This window comes from Occallatibacter riparius (assembly GCF_025264625.1).
In the GTDB taxonomy this organism is placed as follows: Bacteria; Acidobacteriota; Terriglobia; order Terriglobales; family Acidobacteriaceae; genus Telmatobacter; species Telmatobacter riparius.
This window is the reverse complement of the sequence record NZ_CP093313.1, coordinates 649,903-676,469: the sequence shown is the minus strand read 5'-3', so window position 1 is coordinate 676,469 and position 26,567 is coordinate 649,903. Positions and strand designations below refer to the sequence as shown.

General features: G+C 61.3%; 21 protein-coding genes. 6 read left to right on the top strand and 15 right to left on the bottom strand.

Going from position 1 to position 26,567, the window contains the following annotated elements; translation table 11 throughout:
- Positions 1-108: 108 nt before the first annotated feature.
- The 7 genes from MOP44_RS02575 to MOP44_RS02545 all read right to left on the bottom strand — a co-directional run bounded on the left by MOP44_RS02575 (position 109) and on the right by MOP44_RS02545 (position 8,150).
- Entirely contained in the window at positions 109-741 is a 633-nt protein-coding gene (locus MOP44_RS02575; protein WP_260794334.1) for a DUF4126 domain-containing protein, read from the bottom strand.
- Positions 742-840: 99 nt separating this feature from the next.
- A complete protein-coding gene (locus tag MOP44_RS02570) occupies positions 841-1,815 on the bottom strand; it encodes a SpoIIE family protein phosphatase (protein WP_260794333.1) in 975 nt (324 codons plus the stop codon).
- Between the two features lie 112 nt (positions 1,816-1,927).
- Positions 1,928-3,082, bottom strand: coding sequence for a S1C family serine protease (locus MOP44_RS02565; protein ID WP_260794332.1), 1,155 nt, complete (start codon positions 3,080-3,082; stop codon positions 1,928-1,930).
- 119 nt (positions 3,083-3,201) lie between these two features.
- Positions 3,202-3,909 (bottom strand): dephospho-CoA kinase, encoded by a 708-nt coding sequence (coaE, locus tag MOP44_RS02560; RefSeq protein ID WP_260794331.1) that lies wholly within the window; start codon positions 3,907-3,909, stop codon positions 3,202-3,204.
- A gap of 2 nt (positions 3,910-3,911) precedes the next feature.
- Positions 3,912-4,847, bottom strand: coding sequence for a hypothetical protein (locus MOP44_RS02555; protein WP_260794330.1), 936 nt, complete (start codon positions 4,845-4,847; stop codon positions 3,912-3,914).
- Between the two features lie 18 nt (positions 4,848-4,865).
- Positions 4,866-5,780, bottom strand: coding sequence for a bifunctional 5,10-methylenetetrahydrofolate dehydrogenase/5,10-methenyltetrahydrofolate cyclohydrolase (locus MOP44_RS02550; RefSeq protein ID WP_260794329.1), 915 nt, complete (start codon positions 5,778-5,780; stop codon positions 4,866-4,868).
- Between the two features lie 96 nt (positions 5,781-5,876).
- Positions 5,877-8,150 (bottom strand): nitric-oxide reductase large subunit, encoded by a 2,274-nt coding sequence (locus MOP44_RS02545; protein ID WP_260794328.1) that lies wholly within the window; start codon positions 8,148-8,150, stop codon positions 5,877-5,879.
- Between the two features lie 234 nt (positions 8,151-8,384).
- Here MOP44_RS02545 and MOP44_RS02540 point away from each other — a divergent pair, with 234 nt between their 5' ends.
- On the top strand, positions 8,385-9,620 hold the full coding sequence (locus MOP44_RS02540) for a multiheme c-type cytochrome (RefSeq protein WP_260794327.1): 1,236 nt from the start codon (positions 8,385-8,387) through the stop codon (positions 9,618-9,620).
- Positions 9,607-10,527 carry a hypothetical protein gene (locus MOP44_RS02535; RefSeq protein WP_260794326.1) on the top strand — a complete coding sequence of 307 codons (921 nt, stop codon included), beginning with the start codon at positions 9,607-9,609 and terminating at the stop codon, positions 10,525-10,527. Before MOP44_RS02540 ends, MOP44_RS02535 begins: the two co-directional genes overlap by 14 nt.
- A 143-nt stretch (positions 10,528-10,670) precedes the next feature.
- Here the strand turns inward: MOP44_RS02535 and MOP44_RS02530 are convergent, their stop codons facing one another.
- From MOP44_RS02530 to MOP44_RS02520, 3 genes are all read right to left on the bottom strand, one after another.
- Positions 10,671-11,978: a hypothetical protein gene (locus tag MOP44_RS02530; RefSeq protein WP_260794325.1), complete on the bottom strand. Its 1,308-nt coding sequence runs from the start codon at positions 11,976-11,978 to the stop codon at positions 10,671-10,673.
- Positions 11,975-12,727, bottom strand: coding sequence for a DUF542 domain-containing protein (locus MOP44_RS02525; protein ID WP_260794324.1), 753 nt, complete (start codon positions 12,725-12,727; stop codon positions 11,975-11,977). Before MOP44_RS02525 ends, MOP44_RS02530 begins: the two co-directional genes overlap by 4 nt.
- A gap of 70 nt (positions 12,728-12,797) precedes the next feature.
- Positions 12,798-13,499: a Crp/Fnr family transcriptional regulator gene (locus tag MOP44_RS02520; RefSeq protein WP_260794323.1), complete on the bottom strand. Its 702-nt coding sequence runs from the start codon at positions 13,497-13,499 to the stop codon at positions 12,798-12,800.
- A gap of 68 nt (positions 13,500-13,567) precedes the next feature.
- Here MOP44_RS02520 and MOP44_RS02515 point away from each other — a divergent pair, with 68 nt between their 5' ends.
- Together MOP44_RS02515 and MOP44_RS02510 are read left to right on the top strand one after the other, a co-directional pair.
- A complete protein-coding gene (locus MOP44_RS02515; protein WP_260794322.1) occupies positions 13,568-14,713 on the top strand; it encodes a TIGR04053 family radical SAM/SPASM domain-containing protein in 1,146 nt (381 codons plus the stop codon).
- A gap of 201 nt (positions 14,714-14,914) precedes the next feature.
- On the top strand, positions 14,915-15,454 hold the full coding sequence (locus MOP44_RS02510) for a hemerythrin domain-containing protein (RefSeq protein WP_260794321.1): 540 nt from the start codon (positions 14,915-14,917) through the stop codon (positions 15,452-15,454).
- A gap of 78 nt (positions 15,455-15,532) precedes the next feature.
- On the opposite strand, the gene MOP44_RS02505 is transcribed toward MOP44_RS02510, so the two are convergent.
- The 5 genes from MOP44_RS02505 to MOP44_RS02485 form a co-directional block, all read right to left on the bottom strand.
- Entirely contained in the window at positions 15,533-18,646 is a 3,114-nt protein-coding gene (locus tag MOP44_RS02505; protein WP_260794320.1) for a TonB-dependent receptor, read from the bottom strand.
- 465 nt (positions 18,647-19,111) lie between these two features.
- Positions 19,112-20,236, bottom strand: a complete 1,125-nt coding sequence (locus tag MOP44_RS02500) for a 4Fe-4S binding protein (protein WP_260794319.1) — start codon at positions 20,234-20,236, stop codon at positions 19,112-19,114.
- Positions 20,237-20,361: 125 nt separating this feature from the next.
- Complete coding sequence (locus tag MOP44_RS02495; RefSeq protein ID WP_260794318.1) at positions 20,362-21,243, bottom strand: ThuA domain-containing protein; 882 nt, start codon at positions 21,241-21,243, stop codon at positions 20,362-20,364.
- 85 nt (positions 21,244-21,328) lie between these two features.
- Complete coding sequence (locus tag MOP44_RS02490) at positions 21,329-22,999, bottom strand: chloride channel protein (protein ID WP_260794317.1); 1,671 nt, start codon at positions 22,997-22,999, stop codon at positions 21,329-21,331.
- A complete protein-coding gene (locus MOP44_RS02485) occupies positions 22,996-23,436 on the bottom strand; it encodes a MarR family winged helix-turn-helix transcriptional regulator (RefSeq protein ID WP_260794316.1) in 441 nt (146 codons plus the stop codon). The genes MOP44_RS02490 and MOP44_RS02485 overlap by 4 nt, the downstream gene beginning before the upstream one ends.
- A gap of 311 nt (positions 23,437-23,747) precedes the next feature.
- On the opposite strand from MOP44_RS02485, the gene MOP44_RS02480 reads away from it, so the two are divergent.
- Positions 23,748-25,139 carry a multicopper oxidase family protein gene (locus MOP44_RS02480; protein WP_260794315.1) on the top strand — a complete coding sequence of 464 codons (1,392 nt, stop codon included), beginning with the start codon at positions 23,748-23,750 and terminating at the stop codon, positions 25,137-25,139.
- 326 nt (positions 25,140-25,465) lie between these two features.
- Positions 25,466-26,548 (top strand): c-type cytochrome, encoded by a 1,083-nt coding sequence (locus MOP44_RS02475; RefSeq protein WP_260794314.1) that lies wholly within the window; start codon positions 25,466-25,468, stop codon positions 26,546-26,548.
- Positions 26,549-26,567: the final 19 nt, after the last annotated feature.

Sequence of the window (26,567 nt, the reverse complement as noted above, 5' to 3'; positions counted from 1 at the left end):
AGACCTCTAGTCAGGAACCGGGCGGCGGTTTATAAGCAAACGGAGTTTGCAAACCAGCCTAATGGCTCTTCGTGTTCCAGGCCATTCCACTTTTGTGGCGCACTGCTTTCAGCCTTGAGTTTCCATGCCGGAATCGGAGCCCGACACGACCCGCTCCGCCCCGCGAAACAGCCGCCGCAGCGCCCGCCACACCCACCGAATGAGCAGCACCACCACGAGCACAAACACCGCCGCAATCGACGTTGCCAACACCGGGTGGTGCGCGGTCAGCCAGGTCAGCCCGATCGACACCACATCCTCGCCCATGCTGAGCGCCATATTGGAAACCGGCTCAGGAGACGGCGTGATCACCGCCCGCATAGCAGTCTTGCCCCCATGCGCCGCCAGCGCAATCAGCCCTCCCGCCGCAGTGGCCAATAACTGCGCTCCGGGGCTCAGCCCCGACGTCGCCCGATACGCCAGCAGCGCCGCCACCGGAATCCGGATGAACGTATGCAGCGCGTTCCACACCAGGTCGAATGCCGGAATCTTGTCCGCAAAAAACTCCACCGCGAACAGCGCGGAACTTGCCCCAATCACCCACCAGTTTCCCAGCAGTTCAAGCTTCTCCGGCAGCTCCAACGCGCCCGCATGCGCCAGCAGCCCCAGCGTGGCCACCGTGGCATACACGTTCAGCCCCGCGGCAAACGACACCGCCACAATCAGCGCAACCAGCTCCTGTCCCGGAAACGGCAGCTTCACCTCGTCAGTATAGGTGGCGCCTCGCCAGGCGAGTCACCCGACCTGAACTGGAGAGCCCTTCCTGGTTCCGCAAAGCACGGAACCTGCCATCAGCCGGCCTCACGCTGTCCGCCGCATAGCCAGCAAGGTCACGTCATCCATGCCCGGATTCCTTCCGGCGAACCGGCGCAGATCCTCGAGACACGCCGAGATCGCGCCAGCCGCACAATCCGGCGACATCGCACCGATCAGACGAGCCACCCGCTCGACCCCATATTCGCCGTCTGCTCCCACCGCTTCCGAGACACCGTCGGTAAACAGGAACAGCATGTCGTCCCCGCTCAACCGCACATGCGCAGGAGCGAACGCAGTATCGCAAAACATGCCAACCGGAAACGAAGTGGACTCAAGCAACTGCACCTGTCCCCGCTGAAGGGCAACCACGGGCAAGTGCCCTGCATTGAAGAGTTCAATATCGCCCTCCGGGTTGGCGCGCCCGCAGACCAGCGTGGCGTATTCTCCGGCCAGTGCGCTGTTGCACAGAAATCGATTGATTTCAGTCACAATTTGCGCGAGCGGCAGACCCATACCGATCAAGCTGCGGAAGAGCGCATGCATTTGCGCCATCCTCATGGACGCGGCAACTCCTTTTCCCGAGACATCGCCGAGCATGAAGAACAACGATCCGCCCCAGGGGTAAAGGTCGCAATAGTCGCCGCTCACCGGGCCCAGCGGCGCGTAGTGGTAGCTGGTTTCCCACCCGTCAACGCGAAGCTCCGCCGGCGGCAGCAGCCCGCGCTGCAGTGCGGAAGCAAGGTCCAGATCGCGCTGCAGTGCGGCTCGCTCGGAGTCCGTAAGATGGTCGAGGCAATAGCAGATCAGCGGATCGGCGAGCAGCCGGTCCCGCTCCACGGATTCGTGGCACGTCTCGCACACGCCGTACGTCCCGGCTGCAAAACGATCCAGAGCGGAATCCACCTCGCGCAGCAGGGCCTCGGCATTGGCATTATCCGGCGCCAGCGCAATGGCGGTCTCAAGCCGACGCTTCCGTTCCTCTAACTGGCTCTGCAGGAAATCCAATTCGACGCTCAACATCGAGATACCTCCGAATGTCACGTGACGAGGCTTGGAAAACAACTGTTTGTCTGTTGTGTGAGTCCGGCCGCAAGCCACGCCGAAGCGCGCCTCCATCCGTCATTCCTCCGCTTTACGTGGTCTGCCCGCGCGCCTCGCCCAGAATCAGCTTGATCGTCATCTGCCGGCGCCCGCGCACCACCGTCACCGAGATCGTATCGCCCGCCTGGTGCTTGTCCATGATCGCCTGTATGTCTTGTGGATCGGTGACCTGCTGGCCGTCGATCGCCACAATCAAATCGCCGCCCAGCATGATCGGCTGATTGCCCAGGTACGCCTGCTCGTTTCCACCGCGCAATCCCGCCCTTTCCGCCGCACCGCCCGGAATTACCTTTTGGATCAGCACACCGTAATCCGCCGCCAGCCCAAGCTGCTCCGCCAGGTCTGGCCCAATCGCAAACGACGAGATACCCAGCGACGGCCGCTTCACCTTCCCATAGCGTGTCAGGTCGGCCAGCACCGCCTTGGCCGTGTTGATCGGAATCGCAAAGCCGATTCCCGAGCTCTGCTCCGCACCATTCGAAGCAATCATCGTATTGATGCCGATCACCTCGCCCCGCGAGTTCAGCAGCGGCCCGCCCGAGTTGCCCGGGTTGATCGCCGCATCCGTCTGGATGGCGTCCTCAATGGGCGCTCCCTCCGCTCCGCGAATCGAACGAATTGAGCTGATGATGCCGCGCGTCATCGTCCCCGTCAGTCCGAACGGGTTGCCAATCGCATACACCTTCTGCCCTACGGACAGCCCCGACGAGTCCGCCAGCGTCACCGGCTGCAGGTTCGGCGCGTCAATCTGCAGCAGCGCCAGGTCATGCACTCGATCCGTGCCAATCACCTTCGCCGTGTACTTGTGCTTGTTCGAGAGCTGCACCTCGATGCCGCGATTGGCGTTCTCCACCACGTGGAAATTAGTCAGCACGTGCCCGGCCTTGTCCAGAACGAATCCCGACCCTTGCCCCTGCTGCGGTACCGCTCCGTAGAAGAAGTTGAACACCAGGTTGGTCGCGGTAATGTTCACCACCGACGGAAGCACCCGCTTGTAGACGGCGATGTTGTTCTGTTCCTCGGAGTCGTACTCAGGCGCAGCGTGCGCCTCCGTCAGCTGCAGCGCTGAGCCGCCGCTGCCCGGCCCGATCAACGAGAGATTCCTCAGGTCCCCAGGCAAATGGGCTGCAACGTACCAGAAGCCACCCACCAGCAACAAAACCAGCAGAATCCTTCGCATCCTCATGTATCGCTCCGAACCTCTTTAGCGCTGGCGAGGGCTTTAGCCCTGCACACCAGCCGCAAATCTCAGATACGCCAGGCTTCACGGGAAAGTTTTTCCCGTTCCGTCCTGCGCAGCTACCTCTATTTTAATGAACCGGAATTCAAACGGTTGTTGCTTTCCGCCCGGAGCCGCTCCCAGATCGCACACACCCGCGCCCGCAGAGACTCCAGATCTCCGACGTTTTCGAGCACAAAATCGGCCCGCGCAGCCTTCTCGGCGTCCGGCATCTGCCGCGCCAGCCGTGTCCGCGCATCTGCAATAGCAGCTTCCCGCCGCGCAGGATCAGCTCCGATCCGATCGACATAGCGCGCAATCTTCACTTCATCCGGAGCCGTCAGCACAATGATATGGTCAAAGCGGTTGCGCCAGTCGGCCAGTACACCCTCGCTCTCACCGCGTGCCTTCGCATCGCGTTCCACCTCGAAAATCAGCGCCGACTCCACCACCGCCACCGCCGCCGGATCGCGCGCGAACACGCCTTCCATCCAACGCTGCTGCGCCGCAATCACTGCCGGGTGAATGATCGCATTCAACTCATCCAGCCGCCCCCGCTCGCCAGTCCGGCCGAAGGCCATCTGCGCCAGCCGCGGCCTATTCAGCCGCCCGTCCTGCACGACGACCTCCGGCCCGAACACGCGCACAATCTCGTCATAGACCGCGTGTCCCGGCTCCATCATCTCCCGCCCCAGCTCGTCAGCTTCGATGACCTGCGCCCCCAGCGCGCGCAGTTGCGCAGCCACGGTGCTCTTGCCGCTTCCCAGCCCGCCCGTAAGTCCCACGCGCAGCATTCTCAGTTCACCCTCCGGATAAGCGGACGCTGGAATTCAGGCGCCCCATCCGCAACTACTGGAAGACTTGGCAGGCAGTTCGGCCCTTCATCAGTCGTGCCGGAGAGCGGCTGTGAGCAATAGAACCACTGCCCCTCCCGTCGTTGGTAGACATAGAAGGCCCGATCAGACGCCACAGAATCTGGGTCGGCATCCTTTGTCATGGAATGCACGGCATCCCGGCTCACGCGAATCGAAAATCGTTCCGGCGCATTGGCAACCAGAAACTCGATCGCTTCGTCGTAATAGTCCGGCCTGCACGGATCGTTCATCGCTATGCACACGTCATGCGGCGGCATGTGCTCTTTGTGCTCCTTGGCGAACGCCGCGCGTAAGGCATCTCCCTTCGGCGGATACAACTCCTGCGAGGCCCCCGTCCGCAGGTCAGCCAACATGATCCGTTCCGGGTGCGCAGGCGCGAAGTGGACCATGTCCTCGGTGAAGATCACTTCGTCGGGCGCAATCTCCCGTATGCCAAACCCATACAGAATCTCCACTGGTTTGAGACTTCTGTCAGTCACAATGACGGTGCTTGCAGACGGGCTCAGATGAAACTCGAGGAGCTGATAACTCCGCGTGAACGTTATGCCGTTCGGACTTCCGCAGCAATTCTCCTTTTCGCCCACTGGAAGCTCCTTGCGAACCAGTCGTCTCGTCCCCGAGTCATATCGCACCAACTGCGGAAAGCCGCTCAGGATATTTTCGCGGTTCACCCGCATGTACACCAGGTAGTTAGAGCCTTGGTCGCGGCCACTGGAAGCGTTCACTGGCTGCGTAAGGTCGGTGCTGCTGAACCCGCTCGCTGGAATGCCAGCCTTGCTCAGTTCCTCACCGAGCGTCTGCGCGCTGCAAGAGCACCCCGCGCAGACCATAACGAGCGCCAAGATCGGCTTGAACATCGCTAGCTCCCTGCTGTCTTACATCCCCCGCCGTATCTTAGCCGCGCGCACCGTATTCGCCATCAGCATCGCGATCGTCAGCAGACCCACGCCGCCGGGCACCGGCGTATATGCGCCCGACACCTCAAAGGCCGCCGGATGCACATCGCCCACAAGCACCGATCCGCGCTTGGCAAACGCTGCCTCGCGCTTATCGTTCCCTTTGAAAAACTTGTCGAACTCCTCGCGCGTGTCGATGCGATTGATCCCCACATCGATAATCGTCGCGCCCGGCTTCACCATGTCAGGCGTGATGAACCCCGGGCGCCCGATCGCCGCAACCAGAATGTCCGCTTGCCGAGTCACCGCGCCCAGGTCGCGCGTCTTCGAATGGCAAATCGTCACAGTCGCATTCTCATGCAGCAGCAGCATCGCCGCGGGCTTGCCCACGATATCGCTGCGTCCCACCACCACCGCGTTCGCGCCACTGATCGGAATCCCGCTGCGCTTCAAAATCTCAATCACGCCCGCCGGCGTGCATGGCGCAAGCGCCTGCCTGCCCGCCTGCAGCCTTCCCGCATTCACTGGATGAAACCCATCCACATCCTTCTCCGGCGCAATCGCATCCAGCAGAACCTTCGCGTCCACCTGCTTCGGCAGCGGCAACTGCACCAGGATGCCGTCGATATCTTCGCGCGCATTCAGCGTGGCGATCAACGCCAGCATCTCCTCGGTCGTCACCGTCTCCGCTGGCGTAATATGCTCGCTCAGAAAGCCGAGTTCCTTGCTCGTCTGCACCTTGTTGCGGACATAAATCTCTGACGCCGGCACGTGTCCCACCTGCACCACAGCCAGCCCCGGCTTCACTCCGCGCGCTGCCAGCGCCTTCACTTCTTCTGCAACGTCCTGCTTGATTTCCGCTGCGATCGTTGCGCCATCAAGAACCTTCGGCATTTAAGAGCTCCCCAACATCATCCTATCGCGCGCAATTCAGACAAAAAGAAGCGGCGCCTCAACTTCAGGCGCCGCTTTCCCGGTGTTGAGGAAGTACTACAGTGCCGTCAAAACCGCTTCGCGATCTTCCGCCGCTTTGCGTGACTCAGGCTCGTACGAGTGCCCAGTCAGCAGCCCCAGCACAAACCAACCCAGCAGCGCCGCACCCACGGCGAACAGCACATCCCCCGGTACGCGCATCCAGCGCAGAACCTGCATCGGCCCGGACTGCATGAACTCAGCCGACCGCGCATACCACGTGCCGTACTTGATCGACGCCTCGGCCTGCAGAATGCCGATCGGGAACATGCTAAGCACCACCATGAAAATCAGGCCCAGGTTGATCGACCAGAACGAGTACTTGAGCACGCCTTCCTTCCACTTGCGTCCCGGCTGCAGCACCCGCAGGCAGAACAGTGTCAATCCCAGTCCCAGCATGCCGTACACGCCGAATAGCGCCGTGTGTCCGTGCACAGGAGTCAGATTCAGCCCCTGCATGTAGTAGAGCGCCACCGGCGGGTTGATCAGGAAGCCGAACACGCCCGCGCCCACCAGGTTCCAGAACGCCACTGCCACGAAGAAGTAGATGGGCCACTTGTAGTTCGCAACCCACGGCGCCTTCTCCGTCGGTTTCGCCAGCCGCAGGTTCTCCCATGCCTCGTAGCCAATCAGCGTCAGCGGCGCCACTTCCAGCGCGCTGAACACCGCGCCCAGTGCGATCACTGCCGCACCCGAGCCCGCAAAGTAGAGGTGATGGAACGTGCCGATGATGCCGCCCGAAAGGAAGATGATCGTTGAGAACATCACCGCCTTCGTGGCGCTGCGAATCTCCAGCAGCTTCAGCCGCGTGAATAGGAACGCAATCACCACCGTCGCGAACACTTCGAAGAAGCCTTCCACCCAGAGGTGAACCACCCACCAGCGCCAGTATTCAGCCGTGACCAGGTGGCTGCGCTGTCCATACATCAGCCCCGCCGCGTAGAACGTCGGAATCGCAATGCTCGACACCAGGAACAGCGACAGCAGCGACTTGTCTTCGCTGTTCTTCGTGAATGCGGGCTTCAGCGACCGCACCATCAGCACCAGCCAGAGCACTAATCCGACGAACAGCAGAATCTGCCACAACCGGCCCAGGTCGACATACTCATATCCCTGCGATCCCAGCCAGAACCACGCGTTGCCCAGTTTCTGCTGAATGCCCATCCACTCGCCCGCGAGCGATCCGCCCACCACCAGCACCAGCGCGCCGAACAGCACATTCACGCCCAGCCGCTGGAACTTCGGCTCGTGTCCGCTCACCGCCGGCCCGACATACAAACCAGTCGCAAGCCACGACGTCGCAATCCAGAAGATGGCGATCTGCAGATGCCACGTGCGCGTGATCGCATAAGGCAGGAACTTATCGAGAGGGAAGCCGTAGAAGCCGCGTCCCTCGACACCGTAGTGCGCCGTGATCACGCCCATCAGGATCTGCACGCCCCACAGGATCACCACCACCACGAAGTACTTGATCGTCGCTCGCTGCGATGGCGTAGGCTTCGCGCCCAGGAACGGATCGCGTGTCGGATACGGCCCGCTCACATGCTCCTTCTCGCGTGACGAGTTCCACCACACCAGCCCGCCAACGCCTGCAATCAGGCAGATCACGCTGATCATGCTCCACAACACCGCGCCTGATGTCGGATTGTTCCCAACCAGCGGCTCGTGCGGCCAGTTGTTTGTATACGACACATCCGATCCCGGCCGTTCCGTCGTCGTCGCCCACGCGCTCCACCAGAAGAACGCGGCAAGCTGATGCTGCTTCGCTTGATCCACCAGCGCGCCTTGCGGAATCGCGTATTCCTTGCGACCCGTCGCGAATACATCCGCGTAATACGGAGCCAGCTTGTTGAACGCCGCCGCGCGATCGGCCGAGATCACTACCCGATTCTGCGCCGCATCGTAAGTGTTGGTGCGCTCTTCGCGCACCAGCCGGGCCTTCAGCCCAGCCTGCTCTTCCAGGCTCAGCGCCGCAAAGTTCGCTGCGCCCTTGCGCTGCGCCCACGTGTCCAGAAGAATCTCCGACTCGCGGTGCAGCCAGTCGGCGCTCCAGTCGGGAGCGACATAAGCGCCGTGCCCCCAGACCGTGCCGATCTCCTGCCCACCGATCGACTGCCACACGCCCTGCCCATCGGTAATTTGCGCTCCGGTAAAGAGCAGTTGGCCATCCGGGGAATATACATCGGGGATGGGCGGTGCCTGACTGATCATCTTCCGCCCCACCGTTCCCAGGACGGCGAAAGAACCTAATATGACGACGGCCAGCGCCAGCCAATAACGCTTATAACTCATGCTTGCCTCGATTCGCACTCGCGTGCAAAGTGTTCCTGCTACATGTCACGTTAGCGGGATACGAATCTCGAGGCAGGGACTAAAGTCACACGCATCCATGTTTTTCGCGCGAGTCACAATTCGGCGGTTGCAAGCCTCTCGTGCCGCCCTCTAGATTGTTGATTGGCTGCTTTGCCTCGACCCGCTTCCCTTGCAAAGCAGGCGCTTCGTCATCTTCCCTGGGAGTGCATTTGCATGTCCTTTCGCTCTGTGTTCATCGCAGTTGTGGCAGCATTCGCACTGATCGTCGCGGCATTCCTCATCAACCGCGCCCGCCCCAGGGTTGAAACCGAGCAGCCCACCGCCGACTTCGTGCGCGCCTCTGGCAAGTGCGCCGAGTGCCACGCCCGCCTGCAATACTCCGTCGTCCATGAGTACGAGATGTCCGCGCACGCGAAGAAGGGCGTCAACTGCCTCGACTGTCACCAGCCCGCAGCGGGCCAGGAGAAGATGGACCACCACGGCTTCACCATCTCCAAGCACCTGACGGCAGGGAACTGCCGCTCATGTCACGAAGGCATATATCAGGAATTCCTGCGCAGCCGTCACGCCGCCCCCAGCTGGGCCGCTGTCTTCGGCGCCGCCGGACTCACCAAGGAACAAGTCGCATTCAGCGAGCAGTTCCAGCCCGGTGGAACCAACCGCGCGCCCAACCCGCTCGTCACGCCCGAAGGCCACCCCGCCGTCAACTCCGGGTGCGAGCAGTGCCACGCCGTCGGCAAGCCCAACGACGACGGCACCATCGGAACCTGCACCCAGTGCCACTCGCGCCACACCAGCTCCGTCGAACTGGCGCGCCTCCCAACCACCTGCGCTCAATGCCACATGGGCCCTGACCACTCGCAGATCGAGATCTACAGCGAATCCAAGCACGGCATCATGTTCGCCGCGCAGCGCAACCTGCTCAAGCTCGACGCCGACCCGCGCACCCTCACCACGCGAGACATGTTCGTGCCCACCTGCGCCACCTGCCACATGAGCGGCATCAACGGTCTGAAGGTCACGCACAATCCGTCTGACCGCCTCAGTTGGTATCTCGCTGACAAGATCACCACCCGTCGGCCCAACTACCAGCAGGCCGTGATCAATATGAAGCAGGTCTGCACGCAGTGCCACACCCAGGGCCTCATCGATCGCGTCTACACGCAGGCCGATGCCATCGTCGCCCAGACCAACGACAAGGTGAAAGTCGCGCAGGACATCATGGACGGCCTGCACAAGGACGGCACTCTCAGCAGCGCCGCCTTCACGCAACCCATCGACTTCACCTTCTTCAACCTCTGGCACTACGACGGCCGCACCAGCAAGCACGGAGTCTTCATGGGCGGAGCCGACTTCGTCCAGTGGCACGGCAACTACGAGCTGTTCGCCAAGACCGTCGAGCTCAAGCACCAGGCCGACGCGCTGAGGAAAGAGCATGGCCGCAAATAACCTCATCGCCCGCGGGCGCGCTCTCATTACTCATCCGCGCATGCGCTGGGCGCGCGACCCCCAGCTCTGGGTCGAGCTCTTCGTCACCTCGAACCTGCTCGTCCTCGCCGCCGACATCTACATCGCCCACTCCGTCAACCAGTTCCGCAAGGCGGCGGAGTACATCCCGCTCTACTTCTCCATAGCCGCGCCCATCGCACTCGCCATCGTCATCGCGCTGCGGTGGATTTGGCGCATACATGCCCCTTGGCGCGACATCGGCTATCTCGTCGGATGGCTTGCGATCCTCGTCGGACTCGCTGGCGTCCTCTATCACCTCGAGAGCCGTTTCTTCCTCGACCGCACGTTGAAGAGCCTCACCTACGCCGCGCCCTTCGCCGCCCCGCTCTCTTATACCGGCCTCGGCTTTCTCCTGCTCGTCGACCGCATGGTCGAAGTGCGCACCGCTGACTGGGCCCGCTGGATCATTGCCATGGCGCTCGGCGGATTCCTCGGCAACTTCGTCCTCACGCTTACTGATCACGCTGCCAACGGCTTCTTCGCGCAAACCGAGTGGATCCCCGTCATCTCATCCGCATTCGCCACGGGCTTTCTACTCGTGCCGCTCATCACTAACGTCACGCGTCGCTATCTCGACCTCTGCCTGATCGTGATGATCTTGCAGGCGCTCGTCGGCGTGCTTGGTTTCTGGCTCCATCTCCGCGCCAATCTCATCGAGCCCGGCGCCAGCCTCTGGGACCGCCTCGTCAACGGCGCCCCACCCATGGCACCGCTGCTCTTCCCAAACCTCGTAGGCTTGGCCCTCATCGGCCTCTGGGGACTCATCCCGCACGTCCCTGAAGCCCCCCAAGGCACATCCTGGCTAGGCGCCACCTACGCCTGGGCCCAACCCGATAACGACGAATAGCGCTCGTTGCTTTTGTTCTTGTCTTTGCTTTTCTTTAGTCATTCCCGCAGGGAATCTGCTGTCACACCGCTGGTTCCCCACATATTTGTCATTCTGAGCGAAGCGAAGAACCCGCTTTTGCATCGAGTGGGGATCTGCTCTTCCTACGCCGCACTACTCTCTCGCGTCTCCAGAACCCCAAACGCCTTCCCCTTCGCGAACGTCATCGCCAGATTGAACGCAAACACCAGCACGCCCGCCAACTCCAGCGTTGCTGAAACGGGCAGCACCTTCCACGCAAACATCGAGAACCCCTCATACGCCAGCGGCTCCGACGTCACGCGCAGTGTGCATCCGCATTGCAGAAGCAACAGACTCACCAGCATCAGTCTCGTGCTGAACAGGTTGTACACGCCGCCGAAGTGCGGCAGAATCCGCGGTCCAATCGCGAACACCATCGTCGCCGCAAACCCTACCGTCAGCGCATGCCGTGACGCGCCCCAGATACCGTTATGCACATCTGCTAGCGCGGCCCACACGCTCATCGCCGCCGCAATCACCAGCCACACATAGGCAATCCGAATAAACACGGGGAAGCTCGGATGAATCCCCTGCACCTTGGCCTTACCATGCGGCCGCTCAGTCAGCCGCAATGCAAGCATCACCGCAATCGACGTCGCCGTCAGCAGCATCGTTGCCGCAGGCACAAAGCCGCACAGCGCAGTGCCAACCGCAACCACCACAGCTACCAGCGCATAGCGGAACAGCTTCTCCCGCGGGTGCCCGATCGCGAGAAACGTCGGCAGCCAACGCGCCGAGAATCCCCACACCGTCGGCGCCAGGAATCCCCATCCCAGGATCACCAGATATCGCTGATCCAGCGCATGCGGAAAGCTCTCGCTCGTTCCTGCAATTGCCAGCCTCACGCACTCAACAAGGTTGAAGACGACTCCCACCAACAGCCCCGCCGTGCCCACAAACACTGAGATCATCCACAACTCAATGCGCGGCTTCGTCTTCGCCCCGGCCGTCTCAGGCAGCTTGTGATGCCGCGCCGCCCAGAGAAACAGCAACACCCCCAGCAACTCCGCCGTCGCCGAAACCACAAACAGCGTCCGCCAGTGCCACGCGTAGATATTCGCGGTCCACCGCAGCGCCACGCCCGAAGTCCACAGCACAAAGCACGTCAACGGAATCCGCAGTACCGACTTCCCCCGAGCCGGCTGCGAATAAAACCCGATTCCCAAAATGAAGCTCCCGATCCATCCGAACATCTGCGCATGCCCGTGGCCTTCCATCCACGCCGCCGGAAGAAATCCCAGCCCGTGATGCTCACTGATCGCAACCAGGTTTGAGAACCCCAGCAGCGTCCCCGGCAACGCCATAAAGAACAGGCCTGAAATAATCCACGTGCGCAGCATCAGGCTCTTCTGCCGCTCGCGCAACGCGGCATTCATTTCGACGGCCTTCATTGCGCACCTGCCTGCACCAGCCCGGGCTGCATCAATTCCGCTTCCATCGCAATCGCCTGCGGAAACAGCACATCATTCTCCAGCCGTATGTGTTCCTCGAGATTCGTCGCGAAACCGCGCATGCCCTCATAAAGAGCCGCGAAACCCGCGCACGCCCACACCGGCGGTTTGAAGTCGTTGGTAAGCTGCCGCAACTCGGTGAGCATCAAGAGCGCGCGTTCATGTTCCTGCACCATCACGAACACTGGCTGCCCCACCTGGCTGAAGCACTGCTGCGGAGGCCGGAACGCAAGCAGCGGAGCCTCATCCACCTGCGCGATATAAGGAAACAGCACATGTTCTTCCTTGCGCAGATGCTCGCACATCTCCGCGTGCAACTCGGCTACGAGCAGCTCCACCTTCCGCAGCTCCGGCGCTCGCTCGCTGTGCTTGTCCGCAATCGCATGCGCCATCTCGACGAGCTGAGGCAGCTCCTGCCGCACGTTCTTGTGATGGACGCGCACAATGTGCTGTATCAGCCGGCTCGGCGTGAACTCGCTGGGATTCGCTCGCCTCGCCCCATCCTGCATGCCGGCTCCATCTTCCAGCTTCTCCATTACCTGCTCAATCGAGAGCTGCAGATGCGCGCACGCCTCGTTCAGCGACTCGTTCGCCTGCGCACACACATCAATGTCGAAGCGCTGCAGAACTGCTGCCGCTGTGGGTTGGGAACTTACGATCTCGCGAATGGACTGTGTTGCCGTGGTCATAACGACTCTCCACCTGCAACACTAAGGCGCTTGCAACCGCGCCACAGCGACTTATGTCACTCAGGTTCCACTACGTCGTTTCCAGTTGCGCCGTCAGCCCTTTCAAATCCTTCACTACGATATGACGCGCCTCTACCTCAATCAGCCCTTCAGCCTGCAGACGCATCAGGTTGCGCGAGATCAGTTCCCGCACCGTCCCAAGCTGATTCGCGAGCTCCTGGTGTGTCCCCGGCAGCAGAAACTCAACTCCCCGCGGCGACTTTTTCCCCTCGCTCTGCGCCAGCTTCACCAACACCGAGATCAGCCGCTGCCGAATCGTCGTGAATGAAAGCTCCTCAATGATCCCCACCAGCCGTCGCAGGCGGCTACCCACTACGCTCAGCACCTTCAGCGACACCTCGGGATGTTCCATGCAGTACGCATGAAAATCGCGGCGCGAAATAAACGCCATCTCCGTATCTTCCAGGGCCATCGCCGAGGCAGGGAAGGGGCCGCCATCAAACACCGGCAGCTCCGCCACCGACTCGCCCGGCCCGTTCAGCGCCAGCACCTGCTCGCGTCCGTTCACTGACGTTTTGAAGATCCGCACCTTCCCGCGCGCAATAATGTGCAGTCCGTTGCACGGCTCGCCTTCTGAGAAGATCAGCTCACCCGAGCTGAACAGCTTGCGCACCGTCCGCGCGGCAAGGCTCTGGAACTCAGGCTGCGAAAGGTTCGAGAGCAGAGGGGTCTGGGCAAGTACTGCTGCAAGATCGGTCCTGGGGGCATTCACGCGTCGATTCTATCAATGGAGAGACTTACGTCACTGCACATTGCTCTGAAATCCAGTTTCATCAACTCATGAACCCGCTCGTCAACACCGTCGACTTCAACCAGCGCCCCTTCATTGCCATCTGGGAAGTGACCCAGGCCTGCGACCTCGCCTGCGTCCATTGCCGCGCGTCGGCGCAGCCCGAGCGCCACCCCATGGAACTCAGCACCTACGAAGGCAAGCAGCTCATCAACCAGATCGCAGCGCTCGAAGTCCCGGTGTTCGTCATCACCGGCGGCGACCCCATCAAGCGCCCTGACCTGTTTGAGCTCATCGCTCACGCGCGCAAAGTCGGCGTGCGGGTTTCGCTCACACCCAGCGCCACACCGCTGCTCACGCGCGACGTCGTATTCCGTTTGAAAGAAGCCGGCCTCGCGCGCCTCGCCGTCAGCATGGATGGAGCCAGCGCCGCCACCCACGATGCATTCCGCGGCCTCTCCGGTTCATTCGCTCGCACCCTCGACGCAGTCCGCTGGGCCAACGAAGCCGGCCTCCCCGTGCAGATCAACACCACCTTCAGCCGCCGCAACATCGGCGAAATCGACTCCATCGTCGCCCTCATGGAGCAGCTCAAAATCACCCTCTGGTCCGTCTTCTTTCTCGTGCCCACCGGCCGCGGCAAACTCAACGACCTGCTCACCGCCGACGAGTTCGAGAAAGTCTTCGCCAAAGTCCACCAGCTCTCCAAGAAAGCCGGCTTCGACATCAAGACGACCGAAGCGCAACACTATCGCCGCTACGCCCTTCAGCAAAAGGTGGCCGACCGCAAAGCCGGCATCGCCACGGATGCGCCTGCCCGCGTCGAAGACGCCATCGGCCGCGCACCACGCGGACTCAATGACGGCAAGGGCTTCGTTTTCATCTCGCACACGGGTGAAGTCTTCCCCAGCGGATTCCTCCCCCTCTCCGCAGGCACCATCCGCCAGGAATCACTCGCCGACATCTACCGCAACTCACCAGTCTTCCGCGCCCTTCGGGACACGTCCAAGCTCGAAGGCAAATGCGGCGCCTGCGAATTCAAGGAGATCTGCGGTGGTTCCCGCGCACGCGCCTACGCTCTCACCGGCAACCCCCACGGCGAGGAGCCCTGCTGCTCCTACATCCCCCGCGGCTACACCGTGCCGCCCCCCGCCGTGAAAACCGCCACCAGCCTGCACGTCCTGCAAGGCGCATGAGCCAAATCGCTTCTGCCTTCAGAGAGCACAGCTTCATAGCTAACTGGAAAACATCTGGAACAGGCCTTGTGAAAGGGCACGACTTTAGTCGTGCCGATCAGCTCAACAAAATGTGCGGGGATTTAGCCCCTGAGGGATGCCTTTGAGCACTCCCATGAACACATCGCCTCTCCGGCGCATCTTTATCATTGGAGCAATCAGATGCACAAAGGTATTCAAATCGGAGCCAAGCCTGACGCGGGTTTCGACGACCCCCTCGCCATGCTGAAGGATTGCCACCGCCGCATCGAGCACTTCCTCAATATCGTCTGCCTGGTGGTCGATCGCGCCGCTAACCGCGCCCTCTCCGAGGAAGAGACAGCCGCCGTCCATGCCGCGCTCAACTACTTCCGCGTGGGCGGTATCCGCCACAACGCCGATGAAGAGCAGTCCCTATTCCCACGCATGCGCGCAGCTGGCGCAACCGATCAGGCCGGCGCAATCGACGGCCTCGAACACGATCATCGCGACGCAGCCGAAATGCACGACAAAGTCGACGCCCTCTACTCTACCTGGATCGCCACTGGCAGCCTCACACCAGCGCAACACGAAGAACTCGCCGCCGCAACCGGCAAGCTCAAGCAGCTCTACACCGAACACATCAAGCTGGAAGAGGAAGTAGTCTTCCCCCGCGCCGCCCAGATGCTCAACCTCGAAACCCTCGCAGCCATGGGCGAAGAATTCCGCGCGCGCCGCGCATAACGCTTGCTCATCCTCGCGAAAAGAATCGGCTGGAGCAAAGCTCCAGCCGATTCTTTTGCTGCGTTGGGGGTTGAGTTATTAGAAGCTGAAGCGGGCGCCGAGTTCGCCCCACGTGGAGCGCGGGATGATGGTCGACGACGGTCCGATAAAGCCCACCGGGTGGTTGAAGGTATCGGGCGAACCGATGCTGTTGCCGAAGTTGTTGCCATAGTTGGCGCGATTGGTGAGGTTGAACGCCTGGGCAACGAGCTGGATGTTGTACCGCTCCTTGATCAGGATGCTCTTGGCCAGGCGGGTATCGAGTTCGAAGAACGCCTGCCCGCGCAGCGGATCGTAGGGAACGATCGTGCAGCTCGCCTGTTGGCCGAGTCCGTAGAAGCAGTTCTGCGCGCCGGCATTGTCTCCGGCGAACGCGAAGTAGTCCTTCGGAGTCGCCTTGGGCACCACCACGCCGACCCCAGTGCCGCCGCCGGTGTTGAGGGTATTGGAGGAGTTGGTCAGGTCGAACGGACGCGCCGTGCCGAACTGGAGGATCGGAGCAAAGTCAAACCGCCACGGCAGGTTGACCACGCCGGAAACGGTGATGTGGCTGCGCTCGTCGTTGGGTGACGGACCCCACTCCCAACTTGCGAACGGAGCCGTGAAGAGCTTGGGATAGTTGCGGAACGAGCCGCCGCCTGAACCGTAACCGTAGGCCCATGCCAGGGTGTAGTTCGCCTGGACTTGGAAGCGGTTGGCCATCTGCTCGCGGAAGCTGAAGTTGATGCCGTCGTAGTGCTCGCGGCCGATGGCGGAGTCAACACGCACGCTGGCGGGGACGCGCTCGGGAATTGACGAAGCCTCGTACGCAGGGTCGAGCGGACGCGTGCAGCAATCGCCTGCGGCCGTGCCCGTCGGGATCTTCTGGTCCATGTTCATGGTCTTGTTGGTGTGGAGGCCGAGGACGTGCACATATTCGGCTTCGACGGCAGTGCGCGGATTAATCGCCCAGGTGTACCCGAAGTTGAACTCCTGGGTCACCGGGTTACGGTAGTGGGGATCCATCAGGCGGCCGACGCTGCGGGATGCCAACTCGGTCGAGGGCGGCGGGATGGTCGGCATGGGGTCGATGCCATAGCGCCACTGATCGAGGGTCTTGGTGGTGCCAGGAACCGGATCGCCCGTGCAGGGTTTCGTTCCATCCACCGGGCAGGAATTGGTGAGGCTCAGCACACTCTGGAAAACAGTGGCATTGGACATCTGCTCCATGAACAAGGGGATGTTCTGGAACACGTTGCCAAAGTACATGCCATAGCCGCCGCGCAGCACGTGGTTGCCCTTGCCGCTCATATCCCAGGCGAAGCCGACGCGCGGGCTGAAGTCGAGGTTGTCGTCGTGGGCGACGCTGTCGACATAGGGATTAGAGATCGGGCTGTTGACGATCTTGAGGTCCTTATAGGTACGGCTGTTCTTGATATCCGACCCGCCAATCATGTTGAAGTCTTTATCCCAGCGCAGGCCGAGGCTCAACTCCAGGTGGCGGGTGACCTTCCAGTCATCCTGGCCATAGAAGCCGAGCTGCTTGGTGGCGACCTGGAACGTCGGGTCGCCATTGGCGATGGTCATGCCGGAGACGAGGCCGGGGTGGGAGAAGGTATCTGCGTACGCGTTGTTGATATTCGTGGGATTGTCCGAGAAGTCGATCTCCAGCGTGGAGCTGAACTCGAAGAAGCCACCTTCGACGGGGTTCCAGAGGTAGTCAAAGCCGCCCTTGAAGGTATGCTTGCCGACCACCTTGGAGAAGTCATCCTTGAACTGCCACTTGCGCTGGTACGACTGCTGGGGAACGTTCGTGTTCGTGCCGAATGAAGCGGGGTTCGGGAACGTCACCAGCGGTGAGCTGATGTGGCTGTCGATGAGATTGTTCCAGTACTGGAAGCCTGAAGTGAAGGTGTTGACAGTGGTGTCGTTCAAGATGGAGTTGACGGTGAAGTTGGCAATCTGCAGGTGATTGACGGTGAAGTTACCGTTGTTCAGATCGCCGGTGCCGTCCGACTGGTCGTTGTTGCTGTTGTTGGCCTGCGAGGAGTAGCTGAGGTAGGCGCTGTTCTTCGGGTTGATGATCAGGTCGGCGCGGCCGTTGTAGCGGGTCTCGAAGAACGGGCGGGGAATGGCCGCCGCGGGATCAACGAGCTTGGTGCCGCCCGCATTGAAGAAGGGCGCGGCTGCGACGAGTTGCGCATAGGCACTGGGGTCTTCGGCGAGGTTCTGGTGCTCGCGCTCACGGTTGATCGCAAAGAAGAGGAACGCCCTGTCCTTTTTGACCGGGCCGCCGATGGAGCCGCCGAACTGCTGGCGGGTGTAATCGGGGTGCGAGGAGGTGGTTGTCTTACCGTCACCGTTGGGCTGCTTCTGGTCGGTGTTCAGATTGGTGTCGCGGAAGAAGCCCAGGACCGATCCGTGGAACTGGTTCGAACCACTCTTGGTGATGATGTTGATGGCAGCGCCTTCAGACCGGCCGTTCTCAGCCGAGAAACGCTGGGTGCTGATGTGATATTCCTGCACGGCCTCGAGGGGAAGCTGCATGACCGGGCCGCCGACCGTGTTGTCCTTGTTGTCGACGCCGTTCACGGTCACGTTCACGTTACGGCCGCCGTCGCCATTCACCGAGAGGATCGCGTACCGGTTCTTGGTGGGGTCATAAGAGTCGGTCTGCTTCACGCCGGGGGCAAGGTAGGCGAGGTTCGCGGCGTCCTGTCCAACCATGGGCAGGTTCTGGACTTCGCTGGGCGTGATTTCGACGCCGACGCTGGTCTTGGCCGTATCGATGATGGCGCTCTCGGCGCTCACTTCAACCGTCTGGGTAGTGGACCCGGGCTTCAACCCCACGTTGATAGTGACGGTCTGGCCGACCAGAATTTCGATGTTTTGCAACACGGTGGAGAATCCGGCGGACGAGATCTGCAGCTTGTACTTGCCGGCCGGGAGCAGGTCGAAGCGGTAGCCGCCTGTCGCGTTGGTGGTAGTGGTGCGTTTGGCGTCTGTCGAAACGCTGGTGATCGTCACCTCCGCCCCACTCACGACTGCGGCTGATGGGTCAGTCACGGTTCCCTGAACGGAACCGCTGGCGGTGGCCTGAGCTAGGAGATGAAGGGGGACTGCGGTCAAGACCAGAAGGAACAGCAGGGTAATTCGGAATACCCGTTTCGTCATACATTCTCCAGAGAAGTCTTGGGGTGGTTGTTTTTTCTTTTTGTCAGTGCTTGCGGAAGATGCTGCTGTGGAAAAGACCCAATAAAACGAATAGAAGAGGAAATTTTGATCACGAGGGGGCCGGGGAACTGCTATTTCTACGGCCGTAGAGAGCAATCGCCGTGCCATTTTGGGAAGAAAGACTTAGAGCACTGTTAAAGGGATTTACTAAGCGGTAATATTTGCCCTGCCAGCAATGTGAACGCGGTGCCAACGGAATTGGACCTACGGAATCTCATATCCACATACGACTCTCTGTGATTATCTGCAGTTTTCTGACCAATAACTCCAGGTACTGGGCGAACATAGCTCCTTATGCGGTCCTTATGTGAGGCTCGCGGACGTGGTTACCTCCGAGATGCGAAAGGCGCTTCCACAATGGAAGCGCCTCAGCCTATTCCCTACTCCCTATTCCCTCGACTTACTTCACTGTCCCGTACTCACCGACCTTGGATGACTCAGGTGATCCGCATTCGGCACGAGCTCCATATACACCTCGCGCGGCAAATCCGTCTTCCAGTGATTCGTCACCCGCGCATACAGCACAATTCCGAAGAACAGGTACGCAATCACGCACGTCACCACAACCGGTGACAGCGCGCGCCGATACCACCGTTGCGCGGCCGTCTGCGCCTTGCGCGGCGTCAGCGCAAACTGCAGCGCATTCTCCGCCGGACACGCAGCCACGCACTGCAAGCACGCAGCGCATTCCACTGAGCGAATCTGCACAAGCTGATCGACCTTGAGCGATGCCGGGCAAACCTTCGCGCACTTGCCGCAGTCAATGCAGGCCTCTTCATCGCGGCGAATCTTCACCGGGCTCAGCAGCGACACCAACCCCATCAGCGCCCCATAAGGGCACAGATAGCGGCACCAGAAGTTCTGCACCAGCATCGACAGCAGCACCAGCAATCCCAGCACCACGACCGCCGTCATGCTCGCATCGCGGAAGAAGTTCAGCATCTTCACGTCGGCCATCAGCCCATACGGCGTATTCATGAAGCCCAGCAGCGCCTCAGCCGACATCGCCCCAATCACCGCCACAAACAATCCCAGCAGAATGTACTTCAAACTGCGCAGCGAAACATCCGCCCATGTCGGCAGATGCAGATTGCGCCCAAAAATCCGCCGCCCTGCAGCCGCCAGAAATTCCGAAAACGTGCCCACCGGGCAAAGCCAGCTGCAGAACGCCTTCTTTAGCAGGATGCTCATCAGCAGAAACGCGCCCAGCAGATACATCGCTGCGGGATGCACCTGCGGCACGTGCCCTGTCACGGCGAAATACTTCAGGTTCATCAGGCCTGCGATCGGCAGATAGCCTTCGCCCCCTGCCGGCCGCGGCACATACAAGCCTGTCCCGCCGCGCTCGTAGTACCGCACCCACAGGTAGAACTGAATCCCCAGCCACGCATTCAGCGCGACAAACAGCCCCTGCACCCAGTGCCGGATCTGCTGCGAGCGATCCGGCTTCGTGCGCCGAACCAGCTTCTTCTTCTCGCCGCGAATTGTCTTCTCTGTGACCTCATGCGGAACTGCGACCGGGGTAGCCATGGTTCGAACCTCTTCTATCAAGAGGCTACGAACCCCGCCCAAAATCCCCAATGACATAAGTCACACAACAAAAAGGCGCCGGAATCGATCCCGGCGCTTTCTTGTTTCCCTATTTTCCTTTGTCCCTATTTCCCTGCGGTTTTCGCGTGCGAAGCCGTCGACCCCTCTGTCATCCCCAGCGCCCACTTAATCGCCTCGAAATACATCTTCTTGATATCGGGATCATCCCACGCCTCTTCCGTATGCCCCAGCGTCGAATAGAACACGCGACCCTTGCCGTACATCTTGCTCCACGCCACGGCAAAGTCGTGATCCTGCCGGTGCACGCGCGGATTGTTCTCATAATCCAGCTTGCTCGCATCCAGGCTCAGCAGCACGTTCACCTTGTCGCGCGACCACTCCTTCGGCTGATAGATCTCGTCGTATTTCACAAACGCCTTCGGAAAATGCTTTACCGCCGGGAAGTCGGGATCCTCATTGATAATCGGCGCCTGGAACGTCATCCACGGATGCTGGTCGAACCATCCGCCAATCATCTCGCCATACTCCGGCCACTTGTAATTCGTATCCAGCGCTGCGTGAACCCCCACAAAGCCCTTGCCGTCATCCTTGATGAACGACATCATGTCGGCTTTCTGGCTGTCGTCCATGTCCAGCTCGCCCGTGGTGCTCGTGAACACGATCAGATCGAAGTAGTTAAGGTTCTTCGCGTTGTTGCCCAGGTTTTTCTTCGTCAGCAGTTCGGTGTCGGTGCGCAGCATCGTGTCCCACAGGCCGCTTTCCTTGCCCATGTTGTAGATGGCTGCCATCGCCGCCGAAATCGAGTCATGCTCGAATCCCTTGGTCTGCCCGATCACCAGCACATGCTTCACATGCACCTGCTTGGCCTTGGGCGGCGCAGGCATACCCGCACGGTTCGCAGCCTGGCTGAAGGCTGAGATTGAGAACAAGGCAAAAGCAATTGCCAACAAACCACACGCTGGGAACGACGCACGGAACAGGCGCACAGAATCTCCTTTTTCGATACGCTCAGAAGTCTAGCCAGCGACGCGCATCCAACGCAACCGCTGGCTGAAGTGAACTCGAAGCCGCTCAACCGGATACGAGGTCGCTCTCCTTCTCGTTTTCGCGTCCGTGCCCGTCCAGCGACTGAAACGCGATCCTGCGCTCCGACTCGCGCCGCACCGCGCGCTTGCGCCCGGCCAGCAACTCGGCCGCGCCAATCGTGCCCACCATGCGCCCGCTTTCGCGATCCACTACTTCCATGCGCAGCACCCCATTGGTAGCCATAGCTTCTGCCACCGAGCGGCACGTCTCGTCCGTGAAGGCAAGCGTCTCCGGCATCTCGTTCTCCGGTGGAGCAGCCACCTGGTCTTTCTCCGCCAGCCGCGTCATCACCTCGGCAACCGTGATCGTCTCCAGCGGATCAACACCGTACTCGCGCGACAAGTGATAGCCGCGCCGAGACAGCTTCTCCGTCAAAATTGACCGTGGCATCAGCAGCGACGTCGCCAGGTACGACGCAATGCATGCCAGCACCAGCGGCAGCAGCGCCTCGAACCCATGCGTTACCTCCAGCGAAAACAAAATCGCCGTCAGCGGCACGCCCAGCGCGCCTGAAAGCATTGCGCCCATGCCCATCAGCGCCCACACTGCCTGCGTGTCGCCCGGCAGGTGCAGCAACTGCGCCAGGCCCTCCGCAATCGCAGCGCCAATCATCATGATCGGAGCCAGCACGCCGCCCGAAGTTCCCGAACTCAGCGAAAACGCCCACATCAGCGACTTCGCGGCGATCACGCCAACAATCAGATACACCGTCGCGTTCCCGCGCAGCAGTTCGGCGATATTGTCATAGCCCACGCCCAGCCCGCGCGGAAAGAAGATGCCGCCAATGCCCACCGCAATCGCGCCAATCGCCGGCCACCACATCCAGTGGATACGGAGCTTCGTCTCCAGGTGCTCGAACTGGTCCTCCAACCCGTACATCAACCGGCTCAGCAGCGCGCCCGCCACGCCAATCAGCAATCCCAGCGGTGCAGCCACCAGCAGCAGCTCTTCCAGCGGAAGCTTCCCATGCAGCTCCACCGGAAACAGCGGCCCCGCCCCCAGCCAGTACATGCGCAGCGTTCCCGCCAACACGCTGGCTACTGCCACAGGCACCAGCGAGCGCGGCCGCCACTCGAACAGCAGCAACTCCACCGCCAGCAAAATCGACGCAATCGGCGCGGAGAATGTCGCCGACATGCCCGCCGCCGCACCGGCCACCAGCAGCGTCGTGCGCTCCGCATCGCTCAGCTTCAGCCATTGCGCCACCAGCGATCCGAACGCGCCGCCCGTCATAATGATCGGACCCTCCGCGCCAAACGGACCGCCCGACCCAATCGCCACCGCAGCCGACAGCGGCTTCAGCACCGCCACCTTCGGATCCACGCGCGCTCCGCGCAACAGAATCGCCTCAATCGCTTCCGGAATTCCGTGACCGCGAATCTTGTCGGAGCCGTAGTGCGCCATGAATCCAACAATCAACCCACCCACCACCGGGATTACAGGCATCACCCAGTGTGGCCACGTCGACCCCGCCGGGCCAACCATCGCAATGCTGAACCGGTGGTAATAGAACAGGTTCGTCGCAAACGCAATCGCGCGCAGCAGGAACACCGCCAGCCCTGCCGCTCCCGCGCCAATCACCAGCGCCACGCTGCTCAGCAGCCACACACGGCTATCTACCGTGAAATCACGCAGTGCAGAGGACCTCGACCTCATTCGGCCTCCTTATGCGCATGGCTGCGGATGCGTTCCAGCGCCTGGATCAGCCGTGGCGCTGCCTCGTTCAGTTCCCGCCCGTGCTGGCCCGCAAGCTTGCTTAAGAGTTGATGCCCTTTACGCGTCACGCGCAGTATCGTCCGCCGCCGGTCTGCCGAATCTTCATACCGGCCCACCAGCCCTTCGTTTTCAGAGCGGTCCACCAACTCTACCGTGCTGTTATGTTTCAGCCCCAACCGCTCGGCCAGATACGCAATGGTGACGTTTGTGCCCTCAGGCGCCGCTGCCACCTGCAGCAAAAGTTGATACTGCCGGGGATGCGTGCCGGCGTCCAGCGCGGCCTTCTCGCTGAACTGGTAAAACCGCCGCATCTCGTAGCGGAACTCCGCCAGCGTTCTGATCAAAATCGCGGGATCGTGAATTTCGTTCATTGGCATAATCGTCTATTTATATCGTTTCACGACTTAATTCGGAATGCAACCCGCGCCTTCCCGAATCCACGACAGCCAGCGCGACCACCTGCTCCCCTAGCCCCTAACCCCTGCATTCCAACTCTTCGAGCCACTCCAACCCCGTTTGCCTCCCATCCATCGCGCCGGATAGACTTCTCTCCTGTAACAGATGCGGCACGAATCGCGTCGTCGAGCTTCCCCGCCCGAACCCAAGTCCATTCGGCACGCGTAAAAAGGGAAACGTTTGTGCAGCAAGACATCGGCTGGACTCACCCGCACGTAAACAGGCTTTAGATATGAAGCGTAGAGATTTTCTTGCCTCGGCTGGCGTTGTGCTCGCAGGCCGCACGTTGAAAGCCATGATGCCCGCCCAGGCTGCTGCACAAGCTGCAGGCAAGGCTGATCACAGCCTGCGCATTGAGCCCTGCTCCATCGAGATCGCGCCCGGCGTCACCATCAAGACCACCGCCTTCAACGGCCAGGTCCCCGGCCCGCTGCTCAAGCTGAGAGAAGGCGTGCCCGTCACTATCGACGTCACCAACGCGAGCAATGTCGCCGACCTCACGCACTGGCACGGCCTCGCCATCGATTCGCTCAACGACGGCGCCATGGAAGAAGGCTCGCCCATGATCGCCCCCGGCAAAACGCACCGCTACAGCTTCACGCCCAAGCCTTCCGGCACGCGCTGGTACCACACCCACGCCGGCGCTGGCGACAATCTCGCTCTCGGCACCTACTCCGGCCAGTTTGGATTCCTCCTCATCGAGCCCAAAGAGAACCCCGCCCCCTGGGACATGGAAGTGAACCTCGCCATTCATCACTGGGAGGGCTCCTTCGTCCCAATGGTCGAGACCATGCGTGCCATGAGCGCCAACGTCCCGCAGACCAACGGCTCCGATGTCGGATACAAGTACGCCACCATCAACTCCCACATGCTCGGCGCAGGCGAACCCATTCGCGTCAAGCAGGGCCAGCGCGTGCTTATGCGCCTCTTGAACGCGAGTGCAACTGAAAACGTTGTCCTCGCCCTACCCGGCCACACCTTCAAAGTCATCGCCATGGACGGCAACTCCGTCCCCGCGCCCAAGAGCGTCGAGGTCCTCTCCCTCGCCGTCGCTGAGCGCGTTGACGCCATCGTCGAGATGAACGCTCCAGGCGTCTGGGTCCTCGGCTCCACGCTCGAGTCCTCGCGCAAGCAGGGCCTCGGCGTCGTCATCGAATACGCCGGCCGCAAAGGCCAGCCCGTCTGGAAAGACCCCAAGCCCGCTGACTGGGACTACACGATCTTCGGTCTCGCCACCCCCGCTCCATCTGCCTACAAGAGCATCGAGCTCACATTTCGCGATATCGGCCCGCAGAAGGGCTCCAAGTTCGATACCTGGACCATTAACAACAAGGCCTGGCCTGACGCCGATCCAGTCATGCTCCAGGAGGGCAGGAAATACCGCCTCGTCCTGCGCAACGGCTCGGGTGACCAGCACCCCATACACCTGCACCGTCACACATTTGAAATCACCAGCATCGGCGACAAGTTCACCAGCGGCGTCCGCAAAGACACCGTCAACATCATGCCCCTCGACACCGTCGAGGTCGACTTCGTCGCCGACAACCCTGGCGACACGCTGCTGCACTGCCATCAGCAGCTCCACATGGACTACGGCTTCATGATGCTCTTCAAGTACGCATAACCCGGCAAGCAGGCAATGTGAAGGGGCACGACTTTAGTCGTGCCGAAGAGAACTGGCTTTGTAACAGGGCACGACTTTAGTCGTGCCGATCAAGGCATCAATCAGAAGACGGGCTTTAGCCCCGCGGATGTAATCCTCCGCACTGGTTTCTCGAAAACGCAACACCCGCGCCGTAGGCGCAGAGTCTGCTAGCCCCGCGCTTCAGCGTGGGGCTAGCAGCGAAGAAGCTGCAAGTCCCGTAGGGACGACGTTTTGAAGGGGCACGGCTTCAGCCGTGCCGAAAGATCGCAATAAAGGTTCCGGGCTTTAGCCCTCGAGGGATGTACTTGAAACACAAATTCCACGCCTCACTCGTTGCCGCCGTTCTCCTCGCCGCTCATCCGCTGCTCCACGCCGGCCAGCAAAATAGCACCCCCGGCACCGAAACGCAGCCGGCCAAGCACACCCCGGGCGTCGATCCCGGAGCCGCGGTCTACGCCAAGCGCTGCGCCATCTGCCACGGCACCGACCGTCAAGGCAGCCTTCCCGCCTTCCCGCCGCTCCAGGGCATCAGCCATCGCTACACGAATGACCAGCTCACCACGCTCATTCACACCGGCCGCGGCCGCATGCCCGGCTTCCCCAAGCTTGAGGGCGACGACCTCACCAATCTGCTGAACTTCCTCTCCGCGGCTCCTTCCGCGCCCGCCACGGCTGCTGCCGCCGCCCCCGCCAGCCCCTCGAAGGAATCCCCCGAGGCCGCCGCCGGCGAAGCGCTCTTCCATCAGAACTGCGCGTTCTGCCACGGCCGCGACGCCATGGGCGGCGAAACCGGCCCCGACCTCACCCAGTCCAAGCTCGTCCTCTCTGATAACGGCGGCGATAAGATCGGCGTGGTCATCCATGAAGGCCGCCCGGAAAAGAAGATGCCCGCCTTCAACTTCTCCAACGCCGAGATCAACAGCCTCGTCGCCTTCATCCACGCGCGCGTTAAAGCTGCCTCCTCCCAGAAGGGTGGCCGCCGCGGTGTCACTCCTGAGGACCTCCAGACCGGCGACGCCGAAGCCGGCAAGACCTACTTCAACGGCGCCGGCGGCTGCTCCAAGTGCCATTCGCCCACCGGCGACCTCGCCGGGATTGCCCGCCGCCTCACGGGCCTGAGCCTCGAAAAGCGCATGCTCTATCCCGAAGGCGCGCGTAGCGAAGTCACCGTCACCACCCCATCCGGCCAGACCGTCTCCGGCACTCTCGCCTATCGCGACGAGTTCACCATCGGCCTCCGCGACAGCTCCGGCACCTACCGCTCCTGGCCCACCGGCAGCATCAAGTACACGGTCAAGTCGCCCGCCGAAGCCCACGTCGACCTGCTCCCCAAGTACACCGACGACGACATCCACAACCTGATGAAGTATCTCCAGACCCTGAAGTAAATGAAGAGCTTAATGATGT